The following is a 19,116-nucleotide window of genomic DNA, read 5'->3' as shown; positions in this document are numbered from 1 at the left end:
CTTCAACGTTGCGAAAGTGCCCTTCGCAACACCGTTTGCCCGTCAGAGCGCGCTGGGTACAGTTGGTCGTGAGTGGCGATTCGGGTTAGAACCCGAATCGCCACTCACGACCCCCGCACCCCCGCGCGACCGCACCTCAGCCGACGGTCAGCGTGATCTTCCCGCCCGCGTGACCGGTAAAGCTTTCCCGGTGCGCCTCGGCGACGTCGCCCAGCGCGTAGCTCGAACCCAGCTTCAGTTTCAGATCCCGCGCGACCAGATCCTCGAGCACCTCGGCGGTTTCCGAGCCCGAAGCCGAGAACCGCAGTCCCTGCGCGAAAGCCGCCGGGTCGGCGATGGTGACCAGCCGGTCGGGTGATCCGAGCAACTCGACGGAATCACCCAGTACGCCGAATCCGGCCGCGTCGAACACCGCGTCCACCCCTTCCGGCGCCACGGAACGGACCCGCGACACCCAGCCGTCGCCGTAGTGGACCGCGAGAGCGCCCAGCGCCTTCACCTCGTCGAGGGACGAGGCCCCGGCGAGTCCGATGACCGTGGCGCCGAGTGCGACCGCGGCCTGTGTCGCGATCCGGCCGACCTGGCCGCTCGCGCCGTGGATCACGACCGTTTCGCCCGGCTTGACCTCGAGTTCGCCCAGCACCCGCAACGCCGTTTCGCCGACGATGGGGAGCGAGGCGGCCTCGGCCCACGAAAGCCCGGAGGGCTTGTGGATGACGTTGGTGGCCAGCGCGAATTCCGCGTACGCCCCGGTGACGGACCAGCCGAAGACCTCGTCCCCGACGGCGAATCCCGCGCCTTCGCCGACCGCGTCCACCACTCCGGCCAGTTCGAGGCCGAGGATGTGCGGGAACTCCAGCGGCAGGACCTCCGCCATGGCACCGGATCGGATCTTCCAGTCGATCGGGTTGACGCCGGCCGCCTTGACCGCGACCCGCACCTGGCCCGGGCCGGGTTCCGGTAGCGGGACCTCGTCCAGGTGCAGGACGTCCGGTTCGCCGTACTGGGTGATGGTGATCGCTCGCATTTCCACTCCTATCGGATTTCTTCGCTGCGATCAGTCAACCGGCGGCCACACCCGGCCCGAACCGCTCGGACGAGCAGTGTTCGCTAGCCGGGAGAGCAGCGACCCCTCGCCGGATCGCGCCTACTGTGGAGTCATGGACGAGTGGTCGGATCCGCTGTACGTGCTGAGCCAGGTCGAGCACATGCTCGCCGCCCCGCGCCCCGAACTCCTGTCGCGGTTCTCCGCGACGGTCGCGGCCGTCCTGCCGCACCGGGCCGCCGCCATGGAGACCGGCGACTGCGCCCGTCTGCCGATCAAGGTCGACGGCGACCCGTCGATCACCGGCGCCGTCACCAGCGCGGAACTGCAGCGGCTCGCCACCCTCGGTGTCCCCGGCGAGGCCGTGGTGGTCGAGGAGCCGCTCGGTGGTGAGCGGCGGAAGCTGGCCGTGCTGACCTCGGCGCCGGCGATCGGCGAGGGAGCGGTCATCGCACTCGTGCTCCCCGAACCCGAACCTGGGGAGCGCGCGCTCGGGATCGCCGCCAAGCTGTGGGAGATCGTCAGTGTGAACGCCGCGCAGCGCGCGGCGGACCCCGAACCCGAACTCCTCGCGAGCAACCTCGCGGCCGCGACCGCGCGGGCGCAGACGATCACCGATCTGGGACAGACCCACGCGACCACGTTGGCGTCACTGCTCTCGGTGCTGAGGTCCCGCCACCTCGGCGACGCCGCCGCCCGGCAGACCGCGACCGACCTCGCGGCGGCCGCCCTGGTGGACCTGCGCGCGGTCGCCGATCGCGATCAGACGCTTTCGGCCGAGCCGGCGTCGTCGGCTTTCGCCGTCTTGTCCGGGCAGCTGGCGCCGTTCCTGCGCCACGACGAGGTGTCCGTCGACCTCGCCGGTCCCGGTGACGACCGCCCGCTTCCCCAGGACATCGCGCATACCGCGCGCACGGTCACCCGCGGGCTCGTCCTCGCCGCGGCACTGGAGCGCGGCAGCACCCGCGTCCGCGCGTCCTGGCAGATCGACGGCGAGGCGCTCCGGATCACCGTCCGCGACGACGGCTCGGACGTCGCCCGCGCCGTGCCCGCCAACGGCCTCACCGAACGGATCACCCCGCTGGGCGGCCGCTGGGAGGTCGACGCCGTCCCCGGCTGGGGCGCCACGATCACCGCGGTCCTTCCCCTGGGCGTCCAGGAAATGCCGGAACTCCGCCCGCTGGACAGGCTGAACTCACGCGAACTCGAGGTTCTCGCCGGGATCGCGCGCGGCAAGCGGAACCGGCAGATCGCCGAAGAACTCCAGTTGACCGAGCACACGGTGAAGTTCCACGTGCGGAAGATCCTCGGGAAGCTGGAGGTCACCTCACGCGGCGAAGCCGCCGTGCTGGCGCGGGAGCTGCGCCTGGAGTCCGTCACCGCTTGACCTCCAGCGCACTGGAGGTTGCACGCTCACCGTATGACGATCACTGGGGACAAGGCCGTGACCCGGCCGAAGGGCGTGCTGTGGACCCCGGAGCACCGGGTGACCACGATCGGGCTCCTGCTCATGGTCACGCTCATCGCGTTCGAGAGCATGGGTGTCGCCACCGCGATGCCGACGATGGTGGCCGACCTCGACGGCCTCGCGCTGTACGCCTGGCCCTTCACCACCTTCCTGGTCGCCAGCGTGGGCGCGACCGTCCTTTCCGGACGCCTCGGCGACCGCAAGGGCCCGGCGCCCGCGCTGCTGGCCGGTACCGCGCTGTTCGCCGCCGGGCTGCTGGTGGCGGGGCTCGCGCACGACATGCCGCTGCTCCTGCTCGGCCGGGGACTGCAGGGCTTCGGTTCCGGCCTGCTCCTGGTCTCGGTGTCCCTGCTGATCGCGCTCACCTTCAGCGACCGCGAACGCCCGGTGATCTACGCCGCCAACGCCGCCGCATGGGTGCTGCCCGCGGTCATCGGGCCCTCGGTCGCCGGAGTGGTCACCGTGAGCGTCGGCTGGCGCTGGGTGTTCCTCGGACTGATCCCGCTGACCGGCATCGGTCTCGCCCTGCTGGTCCTGGTCACGCGCAAGCTGCCCGGCCACGTGCCCGGCGAGTCCGCGAGCCGCGCCGGGGTGGTTCCCGCCGTGGTCGCCGCGCTCGGCGTCGCGGCGCTCACCTGGGCGGCGCAGCATCCGTCGTTGGCGGCGCTCGCCTACGGCGGCGCCGGACTCGTCGCCCTCGCGTACGCGCTCCGCAAACTCCTGCCCGCGGGCACCCTGACGTCGCGGCCGGGGTTGCCGACAGTGATCGCCTCCCGCGCGCTGATCGCCGGCGCGTACGCCGGGATGGAGGCGTATCTGCCGCTCACGATGACCGAGGTCCACGGCTACAGCCCCGCGCTCGCCGGACTGCCGCTGACGGTGACCGCGCTCGGCTGGTCGGCGGGGTCGATGCTGCAGGGACGGATGCTCGACTGGTCGCGGGAGGCGTCGCTACGGACCGGATTCGCGCTGGTCGCCGCCGGTCTGACGATCTTCGTCTTCGTGCCGCTGCCCGCGTTCCCGAGCTGGATGGCGTTCGTGGCGTCGGCCGTCGGCGGCGCCGGGATGGGGATCGCGATGCCCGCGATCTCGGTCCTGCTCCTGCGCTACTCGCCCGAGGCCGAACGCGGGTTCAACACCTCGGCGCTGCAGCTCGGCGACTGGGTCGGCTCGGCCCTGACCATCGGTTTGGGTGGCGTCCTGCTCGCCTCGCTGGCCTCGGCGAAGGAGCCTTCGGTCGCGATCTTGGTGCTTTCGGTGCTGCTGACCGGGCTCGCGCTCCTCGGGGTGCGGCTGACCGGCCGGTGGCCGTCGGATATGAGCGCCGCCACCCACTGAGCAGGGTGGGCTTGGTCACGGCCCGGAGCGGTCTACCCTGGTATGGCGATGACCTATCTCGACCACGCGGCGACGACCCCGATGTTGCCCGAAGCCGTAGCGGCGATGTCCGAGGCGCTGTCCACCGTGGGCAACGCCTCCGCGCTGCATTCCTCGGGGCGCCGGGCCCGCCGCCGGGTCGAAGAAGCCCGCGAGGTGATCGCCGAGGCACTGGGTGCCCGGCCGTCCGAGGTGATCTTCACCGGCGGCGGCACGGAGAGCGACAATCTCGCGGTCAAGGGCATCTTCTGGGCCCGTAACGACGAGGATCCGCGGCGCCGCCGGGTGCTGTGCAGCGCCGTCGAGCATCACGCCGTCCTCGATTCCGTCGAGTGGCTGGAGCAGCACGCGGGCGCCGAGATCGTCTGGGTCGAGGTCGACGAGGCTGGCCGCGTCCTGCCGGAGACGCTGCGCGAAGCCATCGGCGACAGCCCCGAGACGGTCGCGCTGGCCACCGTGATGTGGGCGAACAACGAGGTCGGCACGGTCAACCCGATCGCCGAGCTCGCCGCCGTCTGCGCCGAGTACGAGATCCCGCTGCACACCGACGCCGTCCAGGCCGTCGGCGCGGTGCCGGTCGACTTCGCCGAGAGCGGCGCGGCCGCGCTGACCCTGACGGCGCACAAGCTCGGCGGCCCGTACGGCATCGGGGCGCTGCTGCTCGGGCGCGACACCACGTGTGTCCCGGTGCTGCACGGTGGTGGCCAGGAGCGCAGCGTGCGATCGGGCACCCTCGACGTCCCCGCGGTGATCGCGTTCGCGACGGCCGTGAAGGCGACCGTCGAGGGCCGTGAGGAGTACGCCAAACGCGTCGCCGAACTGCGTGACGACCTGATCGAGGCCGTCCGGCGCGAGGTACCGGACGCCGTGCTCAACGGCGGCGAGGGCGAGCGCCTGCCGGGACACGCCCACTTCACCTTCCCCGGTTGCGCGGGTGACAGTCTGTTGATGCTCTTGGACGCCAAGGGCATCGAATGTTCCACTGGATCGGCGTGCACGGCGGGTGTCGCCCAGCCGAGCCACGTACTGCTGGCCATGGGTGCCGATCCGGCCGCCGCACGCGGGTCACTGCGGTTCTCGCTCGGGCATACCTCGGCGCCGGAAGACGTTGAAGCGGTTTCGAGGGAGATCGCGGGCGTCGTCGACAGGGCGAGGCAAGCGGGGCTCGCGGGAATGCGCAAGCAGACGCAGAAGCAAGAGGTGTGAGGGAAATGCGCGTACTGGCCGCGATGAGCGGGGGAGTGGACTCGGCGGTGGCCGCCGCGCGCGCCGTGGACGCCGGGCACGAGGTCGTCGGCGTGCACCTGGCGTTGTCGGCGAAGCCCGGCACGCTGCGCACCGGCTCCCGTGGTTGCTGCACGATCGAGGACTCGGGCGACGCGCGACGCGCGGCCGACATCCTCGGCATCCCCTTCTACATCTGGGACTTCGCCGAACGCTTCACCGAAGAGGTCATCGAGACCTTCGTCGGCGAGTACGCCGCCGGCCGTACGCCGAACCCGTGCGTCACCTGCAACGAGAAGATCAAGTTCGAAGCGTTGCTGGACAAGGCGATGGCGCTCGGCTTCGACGCCGTCGCCACCGGCCACTACGCTCGTCTGTCCGTTGTGGACGGTGTACCGGAACTGCGGCGCAGCGTCGACTCCGGCAAGGACCAGTCGTACGTCCTGGCCTCGCTCACCCCGGAACAGCTACGGCATTCGCTGTTCCCGCTGGGTGATTCGTGGAAGACCGACGTCCGCGCCGAGGCCGAGAGCCGCGGCCTGTCGGTGGCGAACAAGCCGGACAGCCACGACATCTGCTTCATCCCGGACGGGGACACCAAGAGCTTCCTGGAGAAGCGTCTCGGCCAGCGTCCGGGCCGGCTCGTCGACGCCGAGACCGGCGCTGTGCTCGGTGAGCACACCGGCGTGCACGGTTTCACCGTCGGTCAGCGCAAGGGGCTCGGCATCGAGGCGCCGGCGCCCGATGGACGCCCGCGTTACGTGCTTTCGCTGGAGCCGGTTTCGGGCACCGTGAAGGTCGGTTCCGCGCGGGACCTCGGCGTGAACGTGATCGAGGCCGACCGCCCGATCTGGCCGAGCGAACGCCCCCTGGACGGGCCCACCGAATGCGTCGTCCAGGTGCGCGCGCACGGCGGGATCGTCGAGGCCGTCGCCGAGGTTTCGGGTGACTCGGGCGACTCGGTGACCGTCCAGCTGCGGGAGCCGCTGACCGGCGTCGCTCCGGGCCAGGTCGTGGTCCTGTACCGCACCGACGCCACCGAAGGCGATCTCGTCCTCGGGAGCGCGAAGATCTCCGGCACCCGCTAGTCCCGCATTTAGTCCTCTGGATGCGGTCCTTGCGCGTGCAACTACCGCATCCAGAGGACTAAACGCTCGGGGGTCAGAACTTCAGTTTGAAGCCGGTGTGGCTCGCTTCGAAGCCGAGGCGTTCGTAGAACCGGTGCGCGTCCACGCGTTTGACGTCGGACGTGAGCTGGACGAGCGCGCAGCCCCGTCGCCGGGACTCGTCGATCGCCCACGCCATCAGCTCGCCGCCGAGTCCGGAACCGCGATGGCTCGCCCGCACCCGGACGGCTTCGATCTGCCCGCGCAGCGCGCCTTTCCGGGCCAGGCCCGGGATGATCGTCAGCTGCAGTGTGCCGACGGCCTCCCCGGCGTCGTCGGCGACGACCAGCAGCTGCGCGGGATCGGCGTCGATGTCCTCGAAGGCCTGGAGGTACGGCGTGAGGTCGTCGGCGGAGTCGCGAGTGCTGCCGATCTGGTCGTCGGCGAGCATGCCGACGATGGCCTCGACGTCTTCGCGGCGGGCGGGGCGGATGATCATGAGGCGTAGTGTCGCACTCCGTCGGTTTCGGTCGCGGTCAGTTTCCCTTGGGCCACCAGCAGATCCAGATGCGAACCGGTCTCGAGGACGGCGAGCATCTGATTGAACGGGTCCATCTCGGGAAGCTTCCGCTGCCTGCGCGTCCAGCCCAGCCGGACGGCGACCTCGTACGCCGTCGTGACGTCGCCGGTGATCTCCGCGCCCATCACCTCCAGCCGGTCGCGGTGGTGCTCCAGCAGTTCGTCCACGCGGGCGTGGACACTGTCGGTGACCCGGCCGTGCGCGGGGAGCATGCGCCGGTCGGGCATCTCGCGGACCAGGCGCAGCGAGTCGAGGTAGTCGCTCAGCGGCAGGTCGACCGGCACCGGCTGGAACCCGATCGACGGCGTGATGTGCGGCAGCACGTGGTCGCCGGAGAACAGCAGATTCGCCGCGTCGTCGACGAACACGACGTGTCCGGCGGTGTGACCCGGCGTGTGCACGATGTCGAACTCGCGGCCGGGCACGATCTCGCGCCTGCCGGGGGCGAGCCATTCGTCGGGCTGCTCCCAAAGATGCGCCTCGGTGTGCCGGACGTTGCCGAAGGCCTTCGCGAGTTCTTCCACCACGGGCACCGCGCCGCAGCGGTTGAGCAGATCGACCTGCGCCTCCATCGGGAAGCGATCCGGATCGCCCGAGCGCGTCAGCGAGGCCTCTTCCAGTTTCCCGAGACCGACCTTGCCGCCGAACTCGCGGCGCAGTTCCACGGCCAGCGTGTAGTGATCGCGGTGCACGTGGGTGATCAGGAATTCGTCGATGTCGCCGAGGTCGGCGCCGATCGCCTTGAGCCCACGCGAAAGCCGCTCGCGTGCCGACTCCAGCGCCCAGCCCGAATCGACCAGGACCAGGCGGGTCCCGTCGGTGACGACGTAGACGTTGACCGCGCGCAACGCGTCGTGGGGCAACGGCAGTGGGATCCGATGGACCCCCGGCGAAACCGTGTAGACGCCTGGCTCGGCCCAGTCCCGTTCGCCGTCTTCGGGCAACGGCTCCATGGTGTCCTCCGTCCCGGACGCACTCCAGCGTGACGCCCAGTTCTTCCACCTTGAGCCGCCGGAAGCCGAGTGTCCACTTGAGCGGGGTGAGACCCCGGTCACTCGCTCAGCGCGCATTTCGTCCTCTGGATGCGGTCCTTGCGCGTGCAACTACCGCATCCAGAGGACGAAATGCGGGAGTTCAGCCCTTGTCGTCCTGCTTCAGCGCGGTGTCGATGGTCAGCGCCGAGGCCACCACCATCGACGCCAGCGGGTCCCGCAGCGGACGGTGGATCTCGACGACGTAGTTGTCGGCCGTGGTGAACGCGGCCTTCACGAAACCGCCCCAGGTCTTGGTGATCCGCGCGATCTCGACGTCGTCGTGGTCCTTGATCACGAAGTTCCACGCCCGCCAGTTCTCCGCGAAGATCCCGCCGATCCGCCGTCCGTCGACCAGGAAGCCGAGCCGGATCTTGCCGAAGACGTTCTCCTGCACGATCTCGCCGATCGGGGAGTCGTCGGCCTTCGTCACCAGGAAGCGGGATTTGAACACCTTCGCGGGCCGCGTCACCTTCAGCACGGTGCTGTGGTTCGCGTCGCGGATCTCGAAGCGGTGGGTCAGGAACTGGTCGTAATTCGTGAACAGCCGGATGGCCTTCTTCAGGGTGCTCTGCCCGACCTGGACGACACCACCGAGGCGTTCGCCGTTCTGGTCGAACACCCCGAACTCGTTCGACATCTCGATGAGCTTCGCGCGCTGGTTCACCACCAGCACCGGTTCCGAGAACAAGGTCCCGCCGCCGGTGACCCCGCTCGCCCGGCCCTGGGTCCCCTTGGCCACCTGCGCCCGGATCCGGTTCGGGTCGTGGGCGCCCTCGATGTCCAGTTCGATCGCCTCGGCGTCGTGGGACGGCCGCGTGTTCGGCGTCCAGGCCTGTCCGTCCCACCACCGGTGGACCCGGGGGTTCTGCTGGTCGGGATACCAGCCGGCGGGCTGTGGAGAGCTCGTCATGGCAGGTCAGCGTAATGCGCTCGGGGGCCTCGCGGGCCCGCCGACGGCAATTGCGGCGAATGTCCGTGTCCTCCCTCGCCCCGCCGCCCCGCCGAGTGGGACCAAGGGGAGAATCCGGGTGTGAACGAACGACCTTGGCCTCTAGGCGCCGCCACCGCGATCGGTTCCATGCCCGGCACCGATCCGGTCGAGGCCGCTTCGATCGTGTTCGGCGAATTGCCCGAATTCCCGTATCTGCCGGAGCTTCCCGCGCGTGGTGTCGGCGCCGACATGATCGGCCGGACGGCGGGGCTGCTGGTCGACCTCGCCGTCGAGGTGGTGCCGAGCGGGTATCGGGTCGCCGCCCGTCCGGGCCACGAGCATCGCCGGGCCGTCGATCTGATGCGCTGGGATCTCGACGCCGTCGAGGAAGCCAGGGAGAAGGCGGGCGCCGTACCGCCGGCCTTCAAGGTTCAGGTCGCGGGGCCGTGGACGCTCGCCGCGAACGTCGAACTCCCGCGCGGGCACCGGATCCTCACCGACCGAGGCGCGCTGCGCGACTTCACCGCGTCGCTCCTGGACGGGTTGGCGGAGCACGTCGCGGAACTGAAGTCCCGGATCGGCGCGCCGGTGGTGATCCAGTTCGACGAGCCGTCGCTGCCCGCCGTCCTCGCCGGTGATCTCCCGACGGCGTCCGGCTACGGCACCGTTCCGGCCGTTCCCGCGCCGGAAGCGCGCGAACTGCTCTCGACGGTGATCTCCGGGGCGGAGCGCATCACCGGGCAGCCGGTCGCCGTGCACTGCTGCGCCGACAAGCCGCCGCTCTCCTTGCTGCGCGCGGCCGGAGCGGGCGCGATCGCGTTCGACTTCTCGGTGCTTAGGGGCGCTTCGCCCGCGCAGCTCGACGAAATCGGCGAAACCCTCGACGCCGGGACGACCCTGATGCTCGGGCTCGTCCCCACGACCGATCCGGGCGTGCCGGTGACCTTGCGCGATATCGTCGCCCCCGCCTTCAGCCTCGTCGACCGCCTCGGGTTCTCCCGCGAGTTCCTCGCCGAACGCGCCGTGCCGACGCCGGCCTGCGGCCTCGCGGGCGCCACCCCGGAGTGGATGCGCCGCGCGCTGAACCTCGGCCGCGAGGCGGGCAAGGCTTTCGCCGAACCGCCTGAAGGCTGGTGACCGGCGCGGTAGCGTGCCCGCATGCGTTTGTTCCGCCGTTCCCGTAAGTCTTCCGAGGACGTTCCCGACCCCCGCACCGCCTGGCCGGAGCAACCGGTCCCCGAGGACGCGGCCGCCGCGGCGGTGACGTTCTGGGAGGCGTGGTTCGCCCTCCTGCCGGAGGTCAGCGCCGCCCTCGGCGACCGTGAACCGCACCGCGTGGAACACGACCTCTGCACGATCGTCGAGGCGTTGCACCCGCGGCTGCACTTTTCCCTCGATCGTGGGCATCGCGCGATCTACTCGCTCGTGCTCACCGGTCAGGAGGATCCGGAACTGCGCCCGTACACCGACGCGTGGAAGGCCGCCGCGCCGCCGGAGGACGCGATCTGGGAGTACCACGACTCGGTGCCTCCGGTCCCCGACCCCAGCGAGGTCACCGTCAACCTCGGCGAGACCCGCATCGCGCTCGCCGACGTCCGGGTGACCGCGAAGGTGGACGAATCAGCCGGACGGGTGGACGTCACCGTCTTCCATCCCCTGATCGGGGAACTCCAGCCGGACACGCGGATGACGATGACCTTCCTGCCGCTGGACGCCACGCTGGGTGAGCGCGTCGCGGCCGAACGGCTGGGCCGGGTCGAGCTGGCGACCGAGGAACAGGAGGGTCGGCTGACCCTCCTGGAGCTTCGCGAAGTCGTCGCCCGACTCGACCCGCGGGCGTCCGGAATTGTCGGTACCCCCGACTAGGCTTACCCCCGTGAGCAGCGAACTTCCGGAAAACCCCGAGCCAATGCAGGACATCACCGAGGTCCCCGCCGAGGTCCGTGAACGGCACGCCGAACTGGCCGAGGAGATCCGCGGACACCAGTTCCGGTACTACGTGCTGGATTCACCCATCGTGTCCGACGGTCAGTTCGACACGCTGCTCAACGAACTCCAGGCCATCGAGGACGAGCATCCGGGGCTGGTCACCCCGGAGTCGCCGACGCAGAACGTCGGCGGCACCTTCTCGACCGAGTTCGTCGCGCACGATCATCTCGAGCGCATGCTCAGCCTGGACAACGTCTTCGACGCCGGGGAGTTCGAGACCTGGGTCGAGCGGGTCCAGAAGGAGATCGGCGCGACGAAGTACCTCGCCGAACTGAAGATCGACGGGCTCGCGATCAACCTGCTGTACGAGAACGGCAAGCTGACCCGCGCGCTGACCAGGGGCGACGGCCGCACCGGCGAGGACGTCACGCTCAACGTCCGCACGCTGGAGCAGGTGCCGGATCGGCTGACGGGCACCGACGAGTTCCCTGTGCCGGCGTTGGTCGAGGTCCGCGGTGAGGTGTTCTTCCGCGTCGAGGACTTCCTGGCGCTCAACGCGAAGATGGTCGAGGCGGGCAAAGACCCGTACGCGAACCCGCGCAACACCGCCGCGGGATCGTTGCGGCAGAAGGATCCGAAGATCACGAAGTCCCGCAATCTGCGGCTGATCTGCCACGGTCTCGGGAAACGTGAAGGGTTCGAGCCGAAGCGTCAGTCCGAGGCGTACGACGCGCTCGCCGCTTGGGGCCTGCCCGTTTCGCCGCACAGCAAGGTGCTGACGTCGGGCAAGGAACTGCTGGACCACATCACGTACTGGGGCGAACACCGCCACGACGCCGAGCACGAGATCGACGGCGTGGTCATCAAGGTCGACGAGGTCGCGCTGCAGCGGCGTCTCGGCACGACCTCGCGTGCGCCGCGCTGGGCGATCGCCTACAAGTACCCGCCGGAAGAGGCGATCACCACCCTGCTGGACATCCAGGTCAACGTCGGCCGCACCGGACGGGTCACGCCGTTCGCGGTGATGGAGCCGGTGAAGGTCGCCGGCTCGACGGTGGCCATGGCGACACTGCACAACCAGGAAGAGGTCAAACGCAAGGGTGTGCTGATCGGGGACAAGGTGGTGATCCGCAAGGCGGGCGACGTCATCCCCGAGGTGCTCGGCCCGGTCGCCGACGCGCGCACGGGTGAGGAACGCGAGTTCGTCATGCCGTTGCGCTGCCCCAACTGCGACACCGAACTGGCGTACCAGAAGGAGGGCGACATCGACATCCGTTGCCCGAACGCCCAGTTCTGCCCGGCGCAACGGCGGGAGCGGCTGTTCCACCTGGCGAGCCGGAACGTCTTCGACATCGAGGTGGTCGGGTACGAGGCGGCGGTGGCGCTGCTGGACGCCGGTGTCGTGCACGACGAAGGCGACATCTTCGATCTGGACGAGGAGAAGCTGCTCGAAGTCGAGCTGTTCCGCACCAAGGCGGGGGAGCTGTCGGCCAACGGGCGCAAACTGCTGGACAACCTGGAGATCGTCAAGGACCGTCCACTGTGGAAGGTCATCGTCGGGCTCTCGATCCGGCACGTCGGCCCGACGGCGGCGCAGGCGCTCGCGCGGGAATTCGGTTCACTGGAACGAATCGAGAACGCCTCCGAGGAGGAACTCGCCAGCGTCGACGGCGTCGGCCCGACCATCGTGCGAGCCGCGAAGGAATGGTTCGAGGTCGAGTGGCACCGCGAGATCATCGAGAAGTGGCGTGCGGCGGGCGTGCGGATGGAGGAGGAGCGCGACGAGTCGATCCCGCGCAACCTCGAAGGTCTGTCGATCGTCGTCACCGGTTCCCTGAACGACTACTCCCGCGACGAGGCCAAGGAATTCATCATGGCCCGTGGCGGCAAGGCGGCCGGTTCGGTGTCGAAGAAGACGGCGTTCGTCGTGGTCGGGGACGCACCGGGGACGAAGTACGACAAGGCCGTCCAGCTGAAGGTGCCGGTGCTCGACGAGAACGGTTTCCGGGTGCTGCTGGAGAGCGGCCCCGAGGCCGCCGCCGAACTCGCGCTGCCGACGGACGAAGAGGAGAGCGATGAGTGACCTGCGGATCCGCCCCGCCCGCCCCGGCGAGTTGAAGGAGATCGGCGAGCTCACCCTGGCCGCGTACTCGGCGGAACGCGGGCTCGTCGAGGGAGTGGGGTACGCCGCCGAACTCCTCGACGCCGGCCGTCGTGCAGAGCAGGCCGAACTCCTGGTCGCGGAGGACGGTGACGGCACGCTCGTCGGCACCGTCACCATCGCGCGGCCAGGGACCCCCTTCGCCGAGCTGTCGCGGGAGGGCGAACTGGAGTTCCGGATGCTCGGCGTCCTCCCGTCGGCCACCGGCCGGGGTATCGGCGAGGCGCTGACCAGGGCCGTCATCGACCGGGCGCGGGAACTGGACGCGGCGCGGGTCGTGCTGTGCAGTCTGAGCACGATGCTGCGGGCGCACCGGCTGTACGAGCGGCTCGGGTTCGTGCGGCTACCGGAACGCGACTGGGAGCCGCACCCGGGTGTCGACCTCATCGCCTATCGCCTGGACCTCTGATACACCTTATTGGTGTATTGTTGGTGTATGAGCCGGACGAACATCGACATCGATGACGATCTTGTCGCCACCGTGATGCAGCGCTACGGTTTCACGACCAAGAAGGACGCGGTGGACTTCGCGTTGCGGAAAGCGGCCCCAGTGATCACCACGGCGGACATCCTGTCGTTGGAAGGCATCGGCTGGGATGCGGATCTGGACGAGATGCGTGACGACTCCCCGGAACGTAAGTGGCGCGATGCCTCCTGAACAACGTTGCTTGATCGACAGTTCGGTGTGGATCGATTTTCTCCGCAAGCGCGCCACGCGTGCGCGGGATCTGGTGATCGAGTTGGCCGCACAACCGAAGATGATCGTGACATCCGAGCCCATCGTGATGGAGTTGCTCGCGGGTGTGAGCGCCGAGGCGTTCCCTCGGCTCGAGAGAACTCTCGCCGGTTTTGTGAACCTGGGCGTCGATCCCGCGATCGACTTCAGGGGCGCGGCGGAAATCTCGCGGGCCGTCCGGGCGAGCGGGCACAAGGTGCGATCGTCGATGGACTGCCTCATCGCCGCGGTGGCGGTGCGGCACAAGGCCGTGCTGATCCACAAGGACGTCGACTACGTGCGTATCGCCGAAGTCATCCCGGATCTCCGGGCGGAGGCGATCTTCGACGCGTGACGAAGGGTCAGCTGTCCAGCACGACGGCGACGATGCCCGCGAAGTGAGCCAGCCGGGCCACCTCGGCGGCCCGGAAGTTCGGCCCGCCCGGCCGGGCGACCAGCAGCGCCTTCCCGGGCTTCCCCAGCGGGGTGGCCGCGAGTTCGGTGCCCAGTTCCTTCCACGTCTCCGGGATCCACGCTTCCTCGGCGTCGAGGATGGTGGCGCGTTCCAGCGGCAGCCACGGAAGATCGGTGATCGGCGTCTCGGGAGCCGCGTTGGACGACGCGAGCCGCAGCGCACCGGATTCCGAATGCTCGACGACGACGGCCCAGCCGGCCCGGATGATCCGCGGCACACCCTCGGCGAGGATCTCCAGCCCCGAAGCGGGCTTCGCGGCGATCTCCTCGACCAGTTCGAGTTCGCGGTGCGTGTCGAGCACGCCGGCGTACGGGCGGACGGCGTCGACCTCGACACCGTCGACGCTTTCGGCGGCGGTGATCAGCGCGTCCGGCAGCCTGCCGGAGGGGATCTCGACGACGAGGTCGTCGACGGCGACACCGCCGCCGCGTTCGACCACGTCCACGCTCAGGATGTCGGCGCCGACGGTGCCGAGCGCGGTGGCGACCGCGCCGAGGGTCCCCGGGGTGTCCGGTAATTGGACCCGGATCAGGAACGACACACGCGCCCCTCTCGCCTCAGGCGTTCCAGCCTCGCCGTGGAACGCGCTACGCCGGGCGCCGATTGTGACAGACCGGACGGTGTAATGGGGCCCGCCATCCGGTCTGCGGGATAACGAACCAGGCACTCCTTACCCGGAGTGCCCTACCCCGAGCACGAGTGCAGGCCGCGGCGTAACCCAGTCGAGTTCGCCGACACCGCCACCATAGACTTGCAGCTTCCGACAGAACCCGCACAGCACACCCCGGGAGTCACCCGCGTGCCCAACATTTCCCGCGACGAGGTCGCACACCTCGCCAAGCTCGCCAGGCTTGCCGTCACGGAGGAGGAGCTGGACGTCTTCGCAGGCCAGCTCGACCAGATCCTGGACTCGGTGGCCAAGGTGAGCGAGGTGGCGGGCGAGGACGTCCCGCCCACGTCGCACGCCGTACCGCTGACCAACGTGTTCCGTGAGGACACGGTCCGACAGGGGCTGACCCAGCAGCAGGCGCTGGCCGGTGCGCCGGCCAGTGAAGAGGGTCGTTTCCGGGTACCGCGGATTCTGGGAGAAGAGCAGTGACCGAACTCATCAAACTCACCGCCGCCGAACTGGCGGAGAAGATCCAGGCCCGTGAGGTCTCGGCCGTCGAGGTCACCCAGGCCCACCTGGACCGGATCGCCGAGGTCGACGACCACATCCACGCGTTCCTGCACGTGGACACCGAGGGCGCGCTCGACGCGGCCCGCGCGGTGGACGCCGACGTCGCCGAGGGCAAGGCCCCGAAGTCGTCGCTCGCCGGGGTGCCGCTGGCGCTCAAGGACGTGCTGACCACCAAGGGCATCCCCACCACGGTCGGTTCGAAGACCCTGGAGAACTGGATCCCGCCGTACGACGCCACCGTGACGCGCAAGCTGCGCGAGGCCGGTGTCGTGGTGCTCGGCAAGACCAACATGGACGAGTTCGCGATGGGCTCCTCCACGGAGAACTCCGCGTTCGGCCCGACGCACAACCCGTGGGACCACGCCCGCATCCCGGGTGGTTCCGGTGGTGGCTCCTCGGCGTCCATCGCGGCTTTCGAGGCCGCGATCGCGATCGGCACCGACACCGGTGGTTCGATCCGCCAGCCCGGCGCGGTCACCGGAACCGTCGGCGTGAAGCCGACGTACGGCGGCGTGTCCCGCTACGGCCTCGTCGCCTTCTCGTCGTCGCTCGACCAGGCCGGTCCCTGCGCGCGGACGGTGCTCGACGCCGCCCTGCTGCACGAGGTCATCGCCGGGTACGACCCGATGGACTCGACCTCGATCGACGCGCCGGTCCCGCCGGTGGTCGCCGCGGCCCGCCAGGGTCTGACCGGTGACCTCAAGGGCGTCCGCGTCGGCGTGGTGAAGGAATTCGCCGGTGACGGCTACCAGCCCGGTGTCCTGCGGTCCTTCGAAGCCGCTGTCGAGCAGCTGCGCGCGCTCGGTGCCGAGGTCGTCGAGGTCTCGTGCCCGAACTTCACCTACGCGCTGCCCGCCTACTACCTGATCGCTCCGAGCGAGTGCTCGTCGAACCTCGCCCGGTTCGACGCCATGCGCTACGGCCTGCGCGTGTCCGACGACGGCGCGCACAGCGCCGAAGAGGTCATGTCGCTCACCCGTGAAAAGGGCTTCGGCGCCGAGGTCAAGCGGCGCATCATGCTCGGCACCTACGCGCTGTCCTCGGGTTACTACGACGCCTACTACGGCTCGGCGCAGAAGGTCCGCACGCTCATCACGCGCGACTTCGAAGCCGCGTACGAGAAGGTGGACGTGCTGGTCTCGCCGACCACGCCGACGACGGCGTTCAAGATCGGCGAACGCGTCGACGACCCGATGGCGATGTACCTCGCCGACCTGTGCACCATCCCGTCGAACCTCGCGGGCAACGCCGCGATGAGCGTCCCGAGTGGACTGTCGCACGAGGACGGCCTGCCGGTCGGCCTGCAGATCATGGCCCCCGCGATGGCCGATGACAGGCTGTACCGCGTCGGCGCCGCCTACGAGGTCGCGCGGGACGCCGCCAACGGCGGTTCGCTGGTGCACCAGGTTCCGGAGCTGGGAGGCAAAAGCCTGTGACCCGCGACGACGCACTCTTTTCCGCGGAGGAGCTATGACTACAGTGGTGGAACTCATGGACTACGCCGACGTCATCGAGCGGTTCGACCCGGTGCTGGGCCTCGAGGTGCACGTCGAGCTGAACACGAACACCAAGATGTTCTGCGGCTGCGCCAACGAGTTCGGCGGCGAGCCGAACACCAAGGTGTGCCCGACCTGTCTCGGCCTGCCCGGCGCGCTGCCGGTCGTGAACGCCAAGGCGATCGAGGGCGCGATCCGCATCGGCCTCGCGCTCAACTGCGAGATCGCCGAATGGTGCCGGTTCGCCCGGAAGAACTACTTCTACCCGGACATGCCGAAGAACTTCCAGACCTCGCAGTACGACGAGCCGATCGCCTTCAACGGCTACCTCGACGTCACTCTGGACGACGGTGAGGTCGTGCGCGTGGAGATCGAGCGCGCGCATATGGAGGAGGACACCGGTAAGTCGCTCCATGTGGGCGGTGCCACCGGTCGCATCCACGGCGCCGAGCACTCGCTGCTCGACTACAACCGCGCCGGCGTGCCGCTGATCGAGATCGTCACCAAGACGATCGAGCACACCGGCGAGCGTGCTCCGGAGGTCGCCCGGGCGTACGTGAGCGCGCTGCGGGATCTGCTGAGCGCGCTGGACGTCTCCGACGTCCGCATGGACCAGGGTTCCCTGCGCTGCGACGCGAACGTGTCGCTGATGGCCAAGGACGCCACCGAGTTCGGTACGCGTACCGAGACGAAGAACGTCAACTCGCTGCGCAGTGTCGAGCGCGCCGTGCGCTACGAGATGACCCGCCAGGCGGCGATCCTCGCCGAAGGCGGCTCGATCAAGCAGGAGACGCGGCACTTCCAGGAGGCCGACGGCACCACGTCGCCCGGCCGCACCAAGGAGACCGCCGAGGACTACCGGTACTTCCCGGAGCCCGACCTGGTCCCGATCGCGCCGACCCGCGAATGGGTCGAGGAGCTGCGCAAGACGCTGCCGGAGATGCCCGCGGAACGCCGCAAGCGCATCCAGCGCGAGTGGAGCCTGACCGACGAGGCGCTGCGCGACCTGCTCAACGTCGGCGCCGTCGACCTGGTCGCCGCGACCGTCGAGGCGGGCGCGACGCCGGACGAGGCCCGTAGCTGGTGGGTCAACACGCTGGCGCAGGAGGCCAACTCCCGCGAGATCGAACTGGCCGAGCTGGCGATCACCCCGGCGCAGCTGGCCGAGGTCATCGGGCTGGTCAAGTCGGGTGAGCTGACCAACAAGCTGGCCAAGGAGGTCGTGCAAGGCGTCCTGGCCGGCGAGGGTTCGCCGTCCGAGGTCGTCGAGAAGCGCGGCCTGAAGGTCGTCTCCGACGATTCCGCGCTCATCGCGGCCGTCGACGAGGCACTCGCCGCGCAGCCGGACGTCGCCGAGAAGATCCGCGGTGGCAAGGTGGCCGCGGCCGGGGCGATCGTCGGCGCGGTCATGAAGGCCACCAAGGGTCAGGCCGACGCCAAGCGCGTGCGTGAACTGATCGTCGAGCGAGTCGGAGCCTGAGCTCGCTGTGTCGGTTTCGAAGAAGGTCACCTGGCGTGAGTGGCTCGGCCTCGCGGCCGGGCTGCTCGCGCTGGTGGCCTTGTTCCTGCCGTGGACGACGCTGACCGCGTCGAGCCCGGAGATCGAGGACGTGCTGACGACGTTGCCCGCCAACGACGTCACGCGTACTGCCTGGGGCTCGGGTTTCCTCGCCTGGGCGCCGCTCTTCCTGCTCTTCCTGCCCGGCCTCGCCGTCGTGCTGTTCGGCCGCGTCGACGCCGTCCGCCGTGCGGGCCTGCCGCATCTGTGGCTGATGGCGGCCATCGGCGCACTGCTGCTGATGATGCTCGGCTGGGTCACCCTCGACTGGCAGTTCGACGCCGACCAGCGCGGGATCTTCTCCGCCGCCGGTATCGAGATCGGGACCGGCCTCGGCCGCTACCTCGGCCTGCTGGCCGCCGTGGTCTCCGCCGTCGTCGCGTTCTTCGACGTCCGGATCCTGCGCGCCGAGACCCGCACCCGTCGCTGACACCCCTTCGCATTTAGTCCTCTAAATGCGAAAGGGTTGTGCCGGGGGTCGCCGATGGTGCCTGGGACCGCGCCGAGCATTACCTGAAGGCACACGGATTCTGAGGAGGCCTCGTGTTCGGTATCGGCCTTTCCCACCTGCGCGCCTACGAATGGGAGGCGGCGGACGGGGTGTGCGGCGGCAGCCCGCATCTGCACCTCGCCTGCACCGAGGCGTACGTCGTCACCGGCGGACAGGGCGCGGTGCAGACCCTCGGCCTCGACGGCTACCACGAAACCGATCTCGAAGCCGGTGTCGTCGCCTGGTTCGCGCCCGGCACGGTGCACCGGATGATCCAGCGCGGCGGGCTGCGGATCACCGTCCTCATGCAGAACAGCGGCCTGCCCGAGGCCGGCGACGCGGTGTTC

The 19,116-nt window shown here is 69.5% G+C and carries 19 protein-coding genes and 1 pseudogene; 15 read left to right on the top strand and 5 right to left on the bottom strand.

All coding sequences use genetic code 11. From position 1 onward, the window contains the following. Window positions 1-136: 136 nt before the first annotated feature. Window positions 137-1,027 carry an NADP-dependent oxidoreductase gene (locus H5J31_RS36495; protein WP_181777237.1) on the bottom strand — a complete coding sequence of 297 codons (891 nt, stop codon included), beginning with the start codon at window positions 1,025-1,027 and terminating at the stop codon, window positions 137-139. 133 nt (window positions 1,028-1,160) lie between these two features. Here H5J31_RS36495 and H5J31_RS36490 point away from each other — a divergent pair, with 133 nt between their 5' ends. Genes H5J31_RS36490 through mnmA form a run of 4 tightly spaced genes read left to right on the top strand, consistent with a single transcriptional unit; the run spans window position 1,161 to window position 6,202 of the window. Beyond that, window positions 1,161-2,432, top strand: a complete 1,272-nt coding sequence (locus tag H5J31_RS36490; protein WP_181777236.1) for a helix-turn-helix transcriptional regulator — start codon at window positions 1,161-1,163, stop codon at window positions 2,430-2,432. A gap of 33 nt (window positions 2,433-2,465) precedes the next feature. Next, entirely contained in the window at window positions 2,466-3,851 is a 1,386-nt protein-coding gene (locus H5J31_RS36485) for an MFS transporter (RefSeq protein WP_181777235.1), read from the top strand. Window positions 3,852-3,899: 48 nt separating this feature from the next. Beyond that, a complete protein-coding gene (locus tag H5J31_RS36480; protein WP_181777234.1) occupies window positions 3,900-5,096 on the top strand; it encodes a cysteine desulfurase family protein in 1,197 nt (398 codons plus the stop codon). A 5-nt stretch (window positions 5,097-5,101) separates the two neighbouring features. Continuing rightward, complete coding sequence (gene mnmA / locus H5J31_RS36475) at window positions 5,102-6,202, top strand: tRNA 2-thiouridine(34) synthase MnmA (protein WP_181777233.1); 1,101 nt, start codon at window positions 5,102-5,104, stop codon at window positions 6,200-6,202. 73 nt (window positions 6,203-6,275) lie between these two features. Here mnmA and H5J31_RS36470 read toward each other — a convergent pair whose 3' ends face one another. The 3 genes from H5J31_RS36470 to H5J31_RS36460 all read right to left on the bottom strand — a co-directional run bounded on the left by H5J31_RS36470 (window position 6,276) and on the right by H5J31_RS36460 (window position 8,744). Beyond that, window positions 6,276-6,719, bottom strand: coding sequence for a GNAT family N-acetyltransferase (locus H5J31_RS36470; protein WP_181777232.1), 444 nt, complete (start codon window positions 6,717-6,719; stop codon window positions 6,276-6,278). Further along, on the bottom strand, window positions 6,716-7,753 hold the full coding sequence (locus H5J31_RS36465; RefSeq protein ID WP_181777231.1) for an MBL fold metallo-hydrolase: 1,038 nt from the start codon (window positions 7,751-7,753) through the stop codon (window positions 6,716-6,718). The genes H5J31_RS36470 and H5J31_RS36465 overlap by 4 nt, the downstream gene beginning before the upstream one ends. Before the next feature lie 181 nt (window positions 7,754-7,934). After that, entirely contained in the window at window positions 7,935-8,744 is an 810-nt protein-coding gene (locus H5J31_RS36460) for a phospholipid scramblase-related protein (protein ID WP_181777230.1), read from the bottom strand. A 120-nt stretch (window positions 8,745-8,864) separates the two neighbouring features. Between H5J31_RS36460 and H5J31_RS36455 the strand changes: the two genes are divergently transcribed. Genes H5J31_RS36455 through vapC form a run of 6 tightly spaced genes read left to right on the top strand, consistent with a single transcriptional unit; the run spans window position 8,865 to window position 13,925 of the window. Next, a complete protein-coding gene (locus H5J31_RS36455) occupies window positions 8,865-9,902 on the top strand; it encodes a methionine synthase (protein WP_181777229.1) in 1,038 nt (345 codons plus the stop codon). Between the two features lie 21 nt (window positions 9,903-9,923). Next, window positions 9,924-10,631: a hypothetical protein gene (locus H5J31_RS36450; protein WP_181777228.1), complete on the top strand. Its 708-nt coding sequence runs from the start codon at window positions 9,924-9,926 to the stop codon at window positions 10,629-10,631. A gap of 43 nt (window positions 10,632-10,674) precedes the next feature. Continuing rightward, window positions 10,675-12,777, top strand: a complete 2,103-nt coding sequence (gene ligA, locus H5J31_RS36445) for an NAD-dependent DNA ligase LigA (protein ID WP_181777238.1) — start codon at window positions 10,675-10,677, stop codon at window positions 12,775-12,777. Then, complete coding sequence (locus H5J31_RS36440; RefSeq protein WP_181777227.1) at window positions 12,770-13,264, top strand: GNAT family N-acetyltransferase; 495 nt, start codon at window positions 12,770-12,772, stop codon at window positions 13,262-13,264. The genes ligA and H5J31_RS36440 overlap by 8 nt, the downstream gene beginning before the upstream one ends. A gap of 27 nt (window positions 13,265-13,291) precedes the next feature. Continuing rightward, window positions 13,292-13,513: a type II toxin-antitoxin system VapB family antitoxin gene (locus H5J31_RS36435; RefSeq protein WP_181777226.1), complete on the top strand. Its 222-nt coding sequence runs from the start codon at window positions 13,292-13,294 to the stop codon at window positions 13,511-13,513. A gap of 10 nt (window positions 13,514-13,523) precedes the next feature. After that, window positions 13,524-13,925 carry a type II toxin-antitoxin system VapC family toxin gene (gene vapC / locus H5J31_RS36430; protein WP_181777225.1) on the top strand — a complete coding sequence of 134 codons (402 nt, stop codon included), beginning with the start codon at window positions 13,524-13,526 and terminating at the stop codon, window positions 13,923-13,925. Between the two features lie 7 nt (window positions 13,926-13,932). Here the strand turns inward: vapC and H5J31_RS36425 are convergent, their stop codons facing one another. After that, window positions 13,933-14,586 carry an ACT domain-containing protein gene (locus H5J31_RS36425; protein ID WP_181777224.1) on the bottom strand — a complete coding sequence of 218 codons (654 nt, stop codon included), beginning with the start codon at window positions 14,584-14,586 and terminating at the stop codon, window positions 13,933-13,935. Between the two features lie 258 nt (window positions 14,587-14,844). Between H5J31_RS36425 and gatC the strand changes: the two genes are divergently transcribed. The 5 genes and pseudogenes from gatC to H5J31_RS36400 form a co-directional block, all read left to right on the top strand. Then, window positions 14,845-15,144 carry an Asp-tRNA(Asn)/Glu-tRNA(Gln) amidotransferase subunit GatC gene (gatC, locus tag H5J31_RS36420; RefSeq protein WP_093935548.1) on the top strand — a complete coding sequence of 100 codons (300 nt, stop codon included), beginning with the start codon at window positions 14,845-14,847 and terminating at the stop codon, window positions 15,142-15,144. Beyond that, window positions 15,141-16,661: an Asp-tRNA(Asn)/Glu-tRNA(Gln) amidotransferase subunit GatA gene (gene gatA / locus H5J31_RS36415; RefSeq protein ID WP_181777223.1), complete on the top strand. Its 1,521-nt coding sequence runs from the start codon at window positions 15,141-15,143 to the stop codon at window positions 16,659-16,661. The genes gatC and gatA overlap by 4 nt, the downstream gene beginning before the upstream one ends. A gap of 34 nt (window positions 16,662-16,695) precedes the next feature. Beyond that, window positions 16,696-18,201 (top strand): Asp-tRNA(Asn)/Glu-tRNA(Gln) amidotransferase subunit GatB, encoded by a 1,506-nt coding sequence (gene gatB, locus H5J31_RS36410; RefSeq protein WP_181777222.1) that lies wholly within the window; start codon window positions 16,696-16,698, stop codon window positions 18,199-18,201. A 7-nt stretch (window positions 18,202-18,208) separates the two neighbouring features. Then, window positions 18,209-18,709 (top strand): hypothetical protein, encoded by a 501-nt coding sequence (locus H5J31_RS36405; protein ID WP_181777221.1) that lies wholly within the window; start codon window positions 18,209-18,211, stop codon window positions 18,707-18,709. Window positions 18,710-18,822: 113 nt separating this feature from the next. After that, a pseudogene (locus tag H5J31_RS36400) lies at window positions 18,823-19,116 on the top strand (cupin); the annotation flags it as partial.

Origin of the sequence: Amycolatopsis pittospori (genome assembly GCF_013870525.1) — a bacterium.
Lineage (GTDB): Bacteria > Actinomycetota > Actinomycetes > Mycobacteriales > Pseudonocardiaceae > Amycolatopsis > Amycolatopsis pittospori.
The sequence above is the reverse complement of the archived record's forward strand: the minus strand, read 5'-3'. Positions and strand labels throughout refer to the sequence as shown.

What these genes read in the sequence shown, in the direction of transcription:
- H5J31_RS36495 (WP_181777237.1), bottom strand. Translation starts at nt 1,027, where the DNA reads ATGCGAGCGATCACCATCACCCAGTACGGCGAACCGGACGTCCTGCAC.
- H5J31_RS36490 (WP_181777236.1), top strand. Translation starts at nt 1,161, where the DNA reads ATGGACGAGTGGTCGGATCCGCTGTACGTGCTGAGCCAGGTCGAGCAC.
- H5J31_RS36485 (WP_181777235.1), top strand. Translation starts at nt 2,466, where the DNA reads ATGACGATCACTGGGGACAAGGCCGTGACCCGGCCGAAGGGCGTGCTG.
- H5J31_RS36480 (WP_181777234.1), top strand. Translation starts at nt 3,900, where the DNA reads ATGACCTATCTCGACCACGCGGCGACGACCCCGATGTTGCCCGAAGCC.
- mnmA (WP_181777233.1), top strand. Translation starts at nt 5,102, where the DNA reads ATGCGCGTACTGGCCGCGATGAGCGGGGGAGTGGACTCGGCGGTGGCC.
- H5J31_RS36470 (WP_181777232.1), bottom strand. Translation starts at nt 6,719, where the DNA reads ATGATCATCCGCCCCGCCCGCCGCGAAGACGTCGAGGCCATCGTCGGC.
- H5J31_RS36465 (WP_181777231.1), bottom strand. Translation starts at nt 7,753, where the DNA reads ATGGAGCCGTTGCCCGAAGACGGCGAACGGGACTGGGCCGAGCCAGGC.
- H5J31_RS36460 (WP_181777230.1), bottom strand. Translation starts at nt 8,744, where the DNA reads ATGACGAGCTCTCCACAGCCCGCCGGCTGGTATCCCGACCAGCAGAAC.
- H5J31_RS36450 (WP_181777228.1), top strand. Translation starts at nt 9,924, where the DNA reads ATGCGTTTGTTCCGCCGTTCCCGTAAGTCTTCCGAGGACGTTCCCGAC.
- ligA (WP_181777238.1), top strand. Translation starts at nt 10,675, where the DNA reads ATGCAGGACATCACCGAGGTCCCCGCCGAGGTCCGTGAACGGCACGCC.
- H5J31_RS36440 (WP_181777227.1), top strand. Translation starts at nt 12,770, where the DNA reads ATGAGTGACCTGCGGATCCGCCCCGCCCGCCCCGGCGAGTTGAAGGAG.
- H5J31_RS36435 (WP_181777226.1), top strand. Translation starts at nt 13,292, where the DNA reads ATGAGCCGGACGAACATCGACATCGATGACGATCTTGTCGCCACCGTG.
- gatB (WP_181777222.1), top strand. Translation starts at nt 16,696, where the DNA reads ATGACTACAGTGGTGGAACTCATGGACTACGCCGACGTCATCGAGCGG.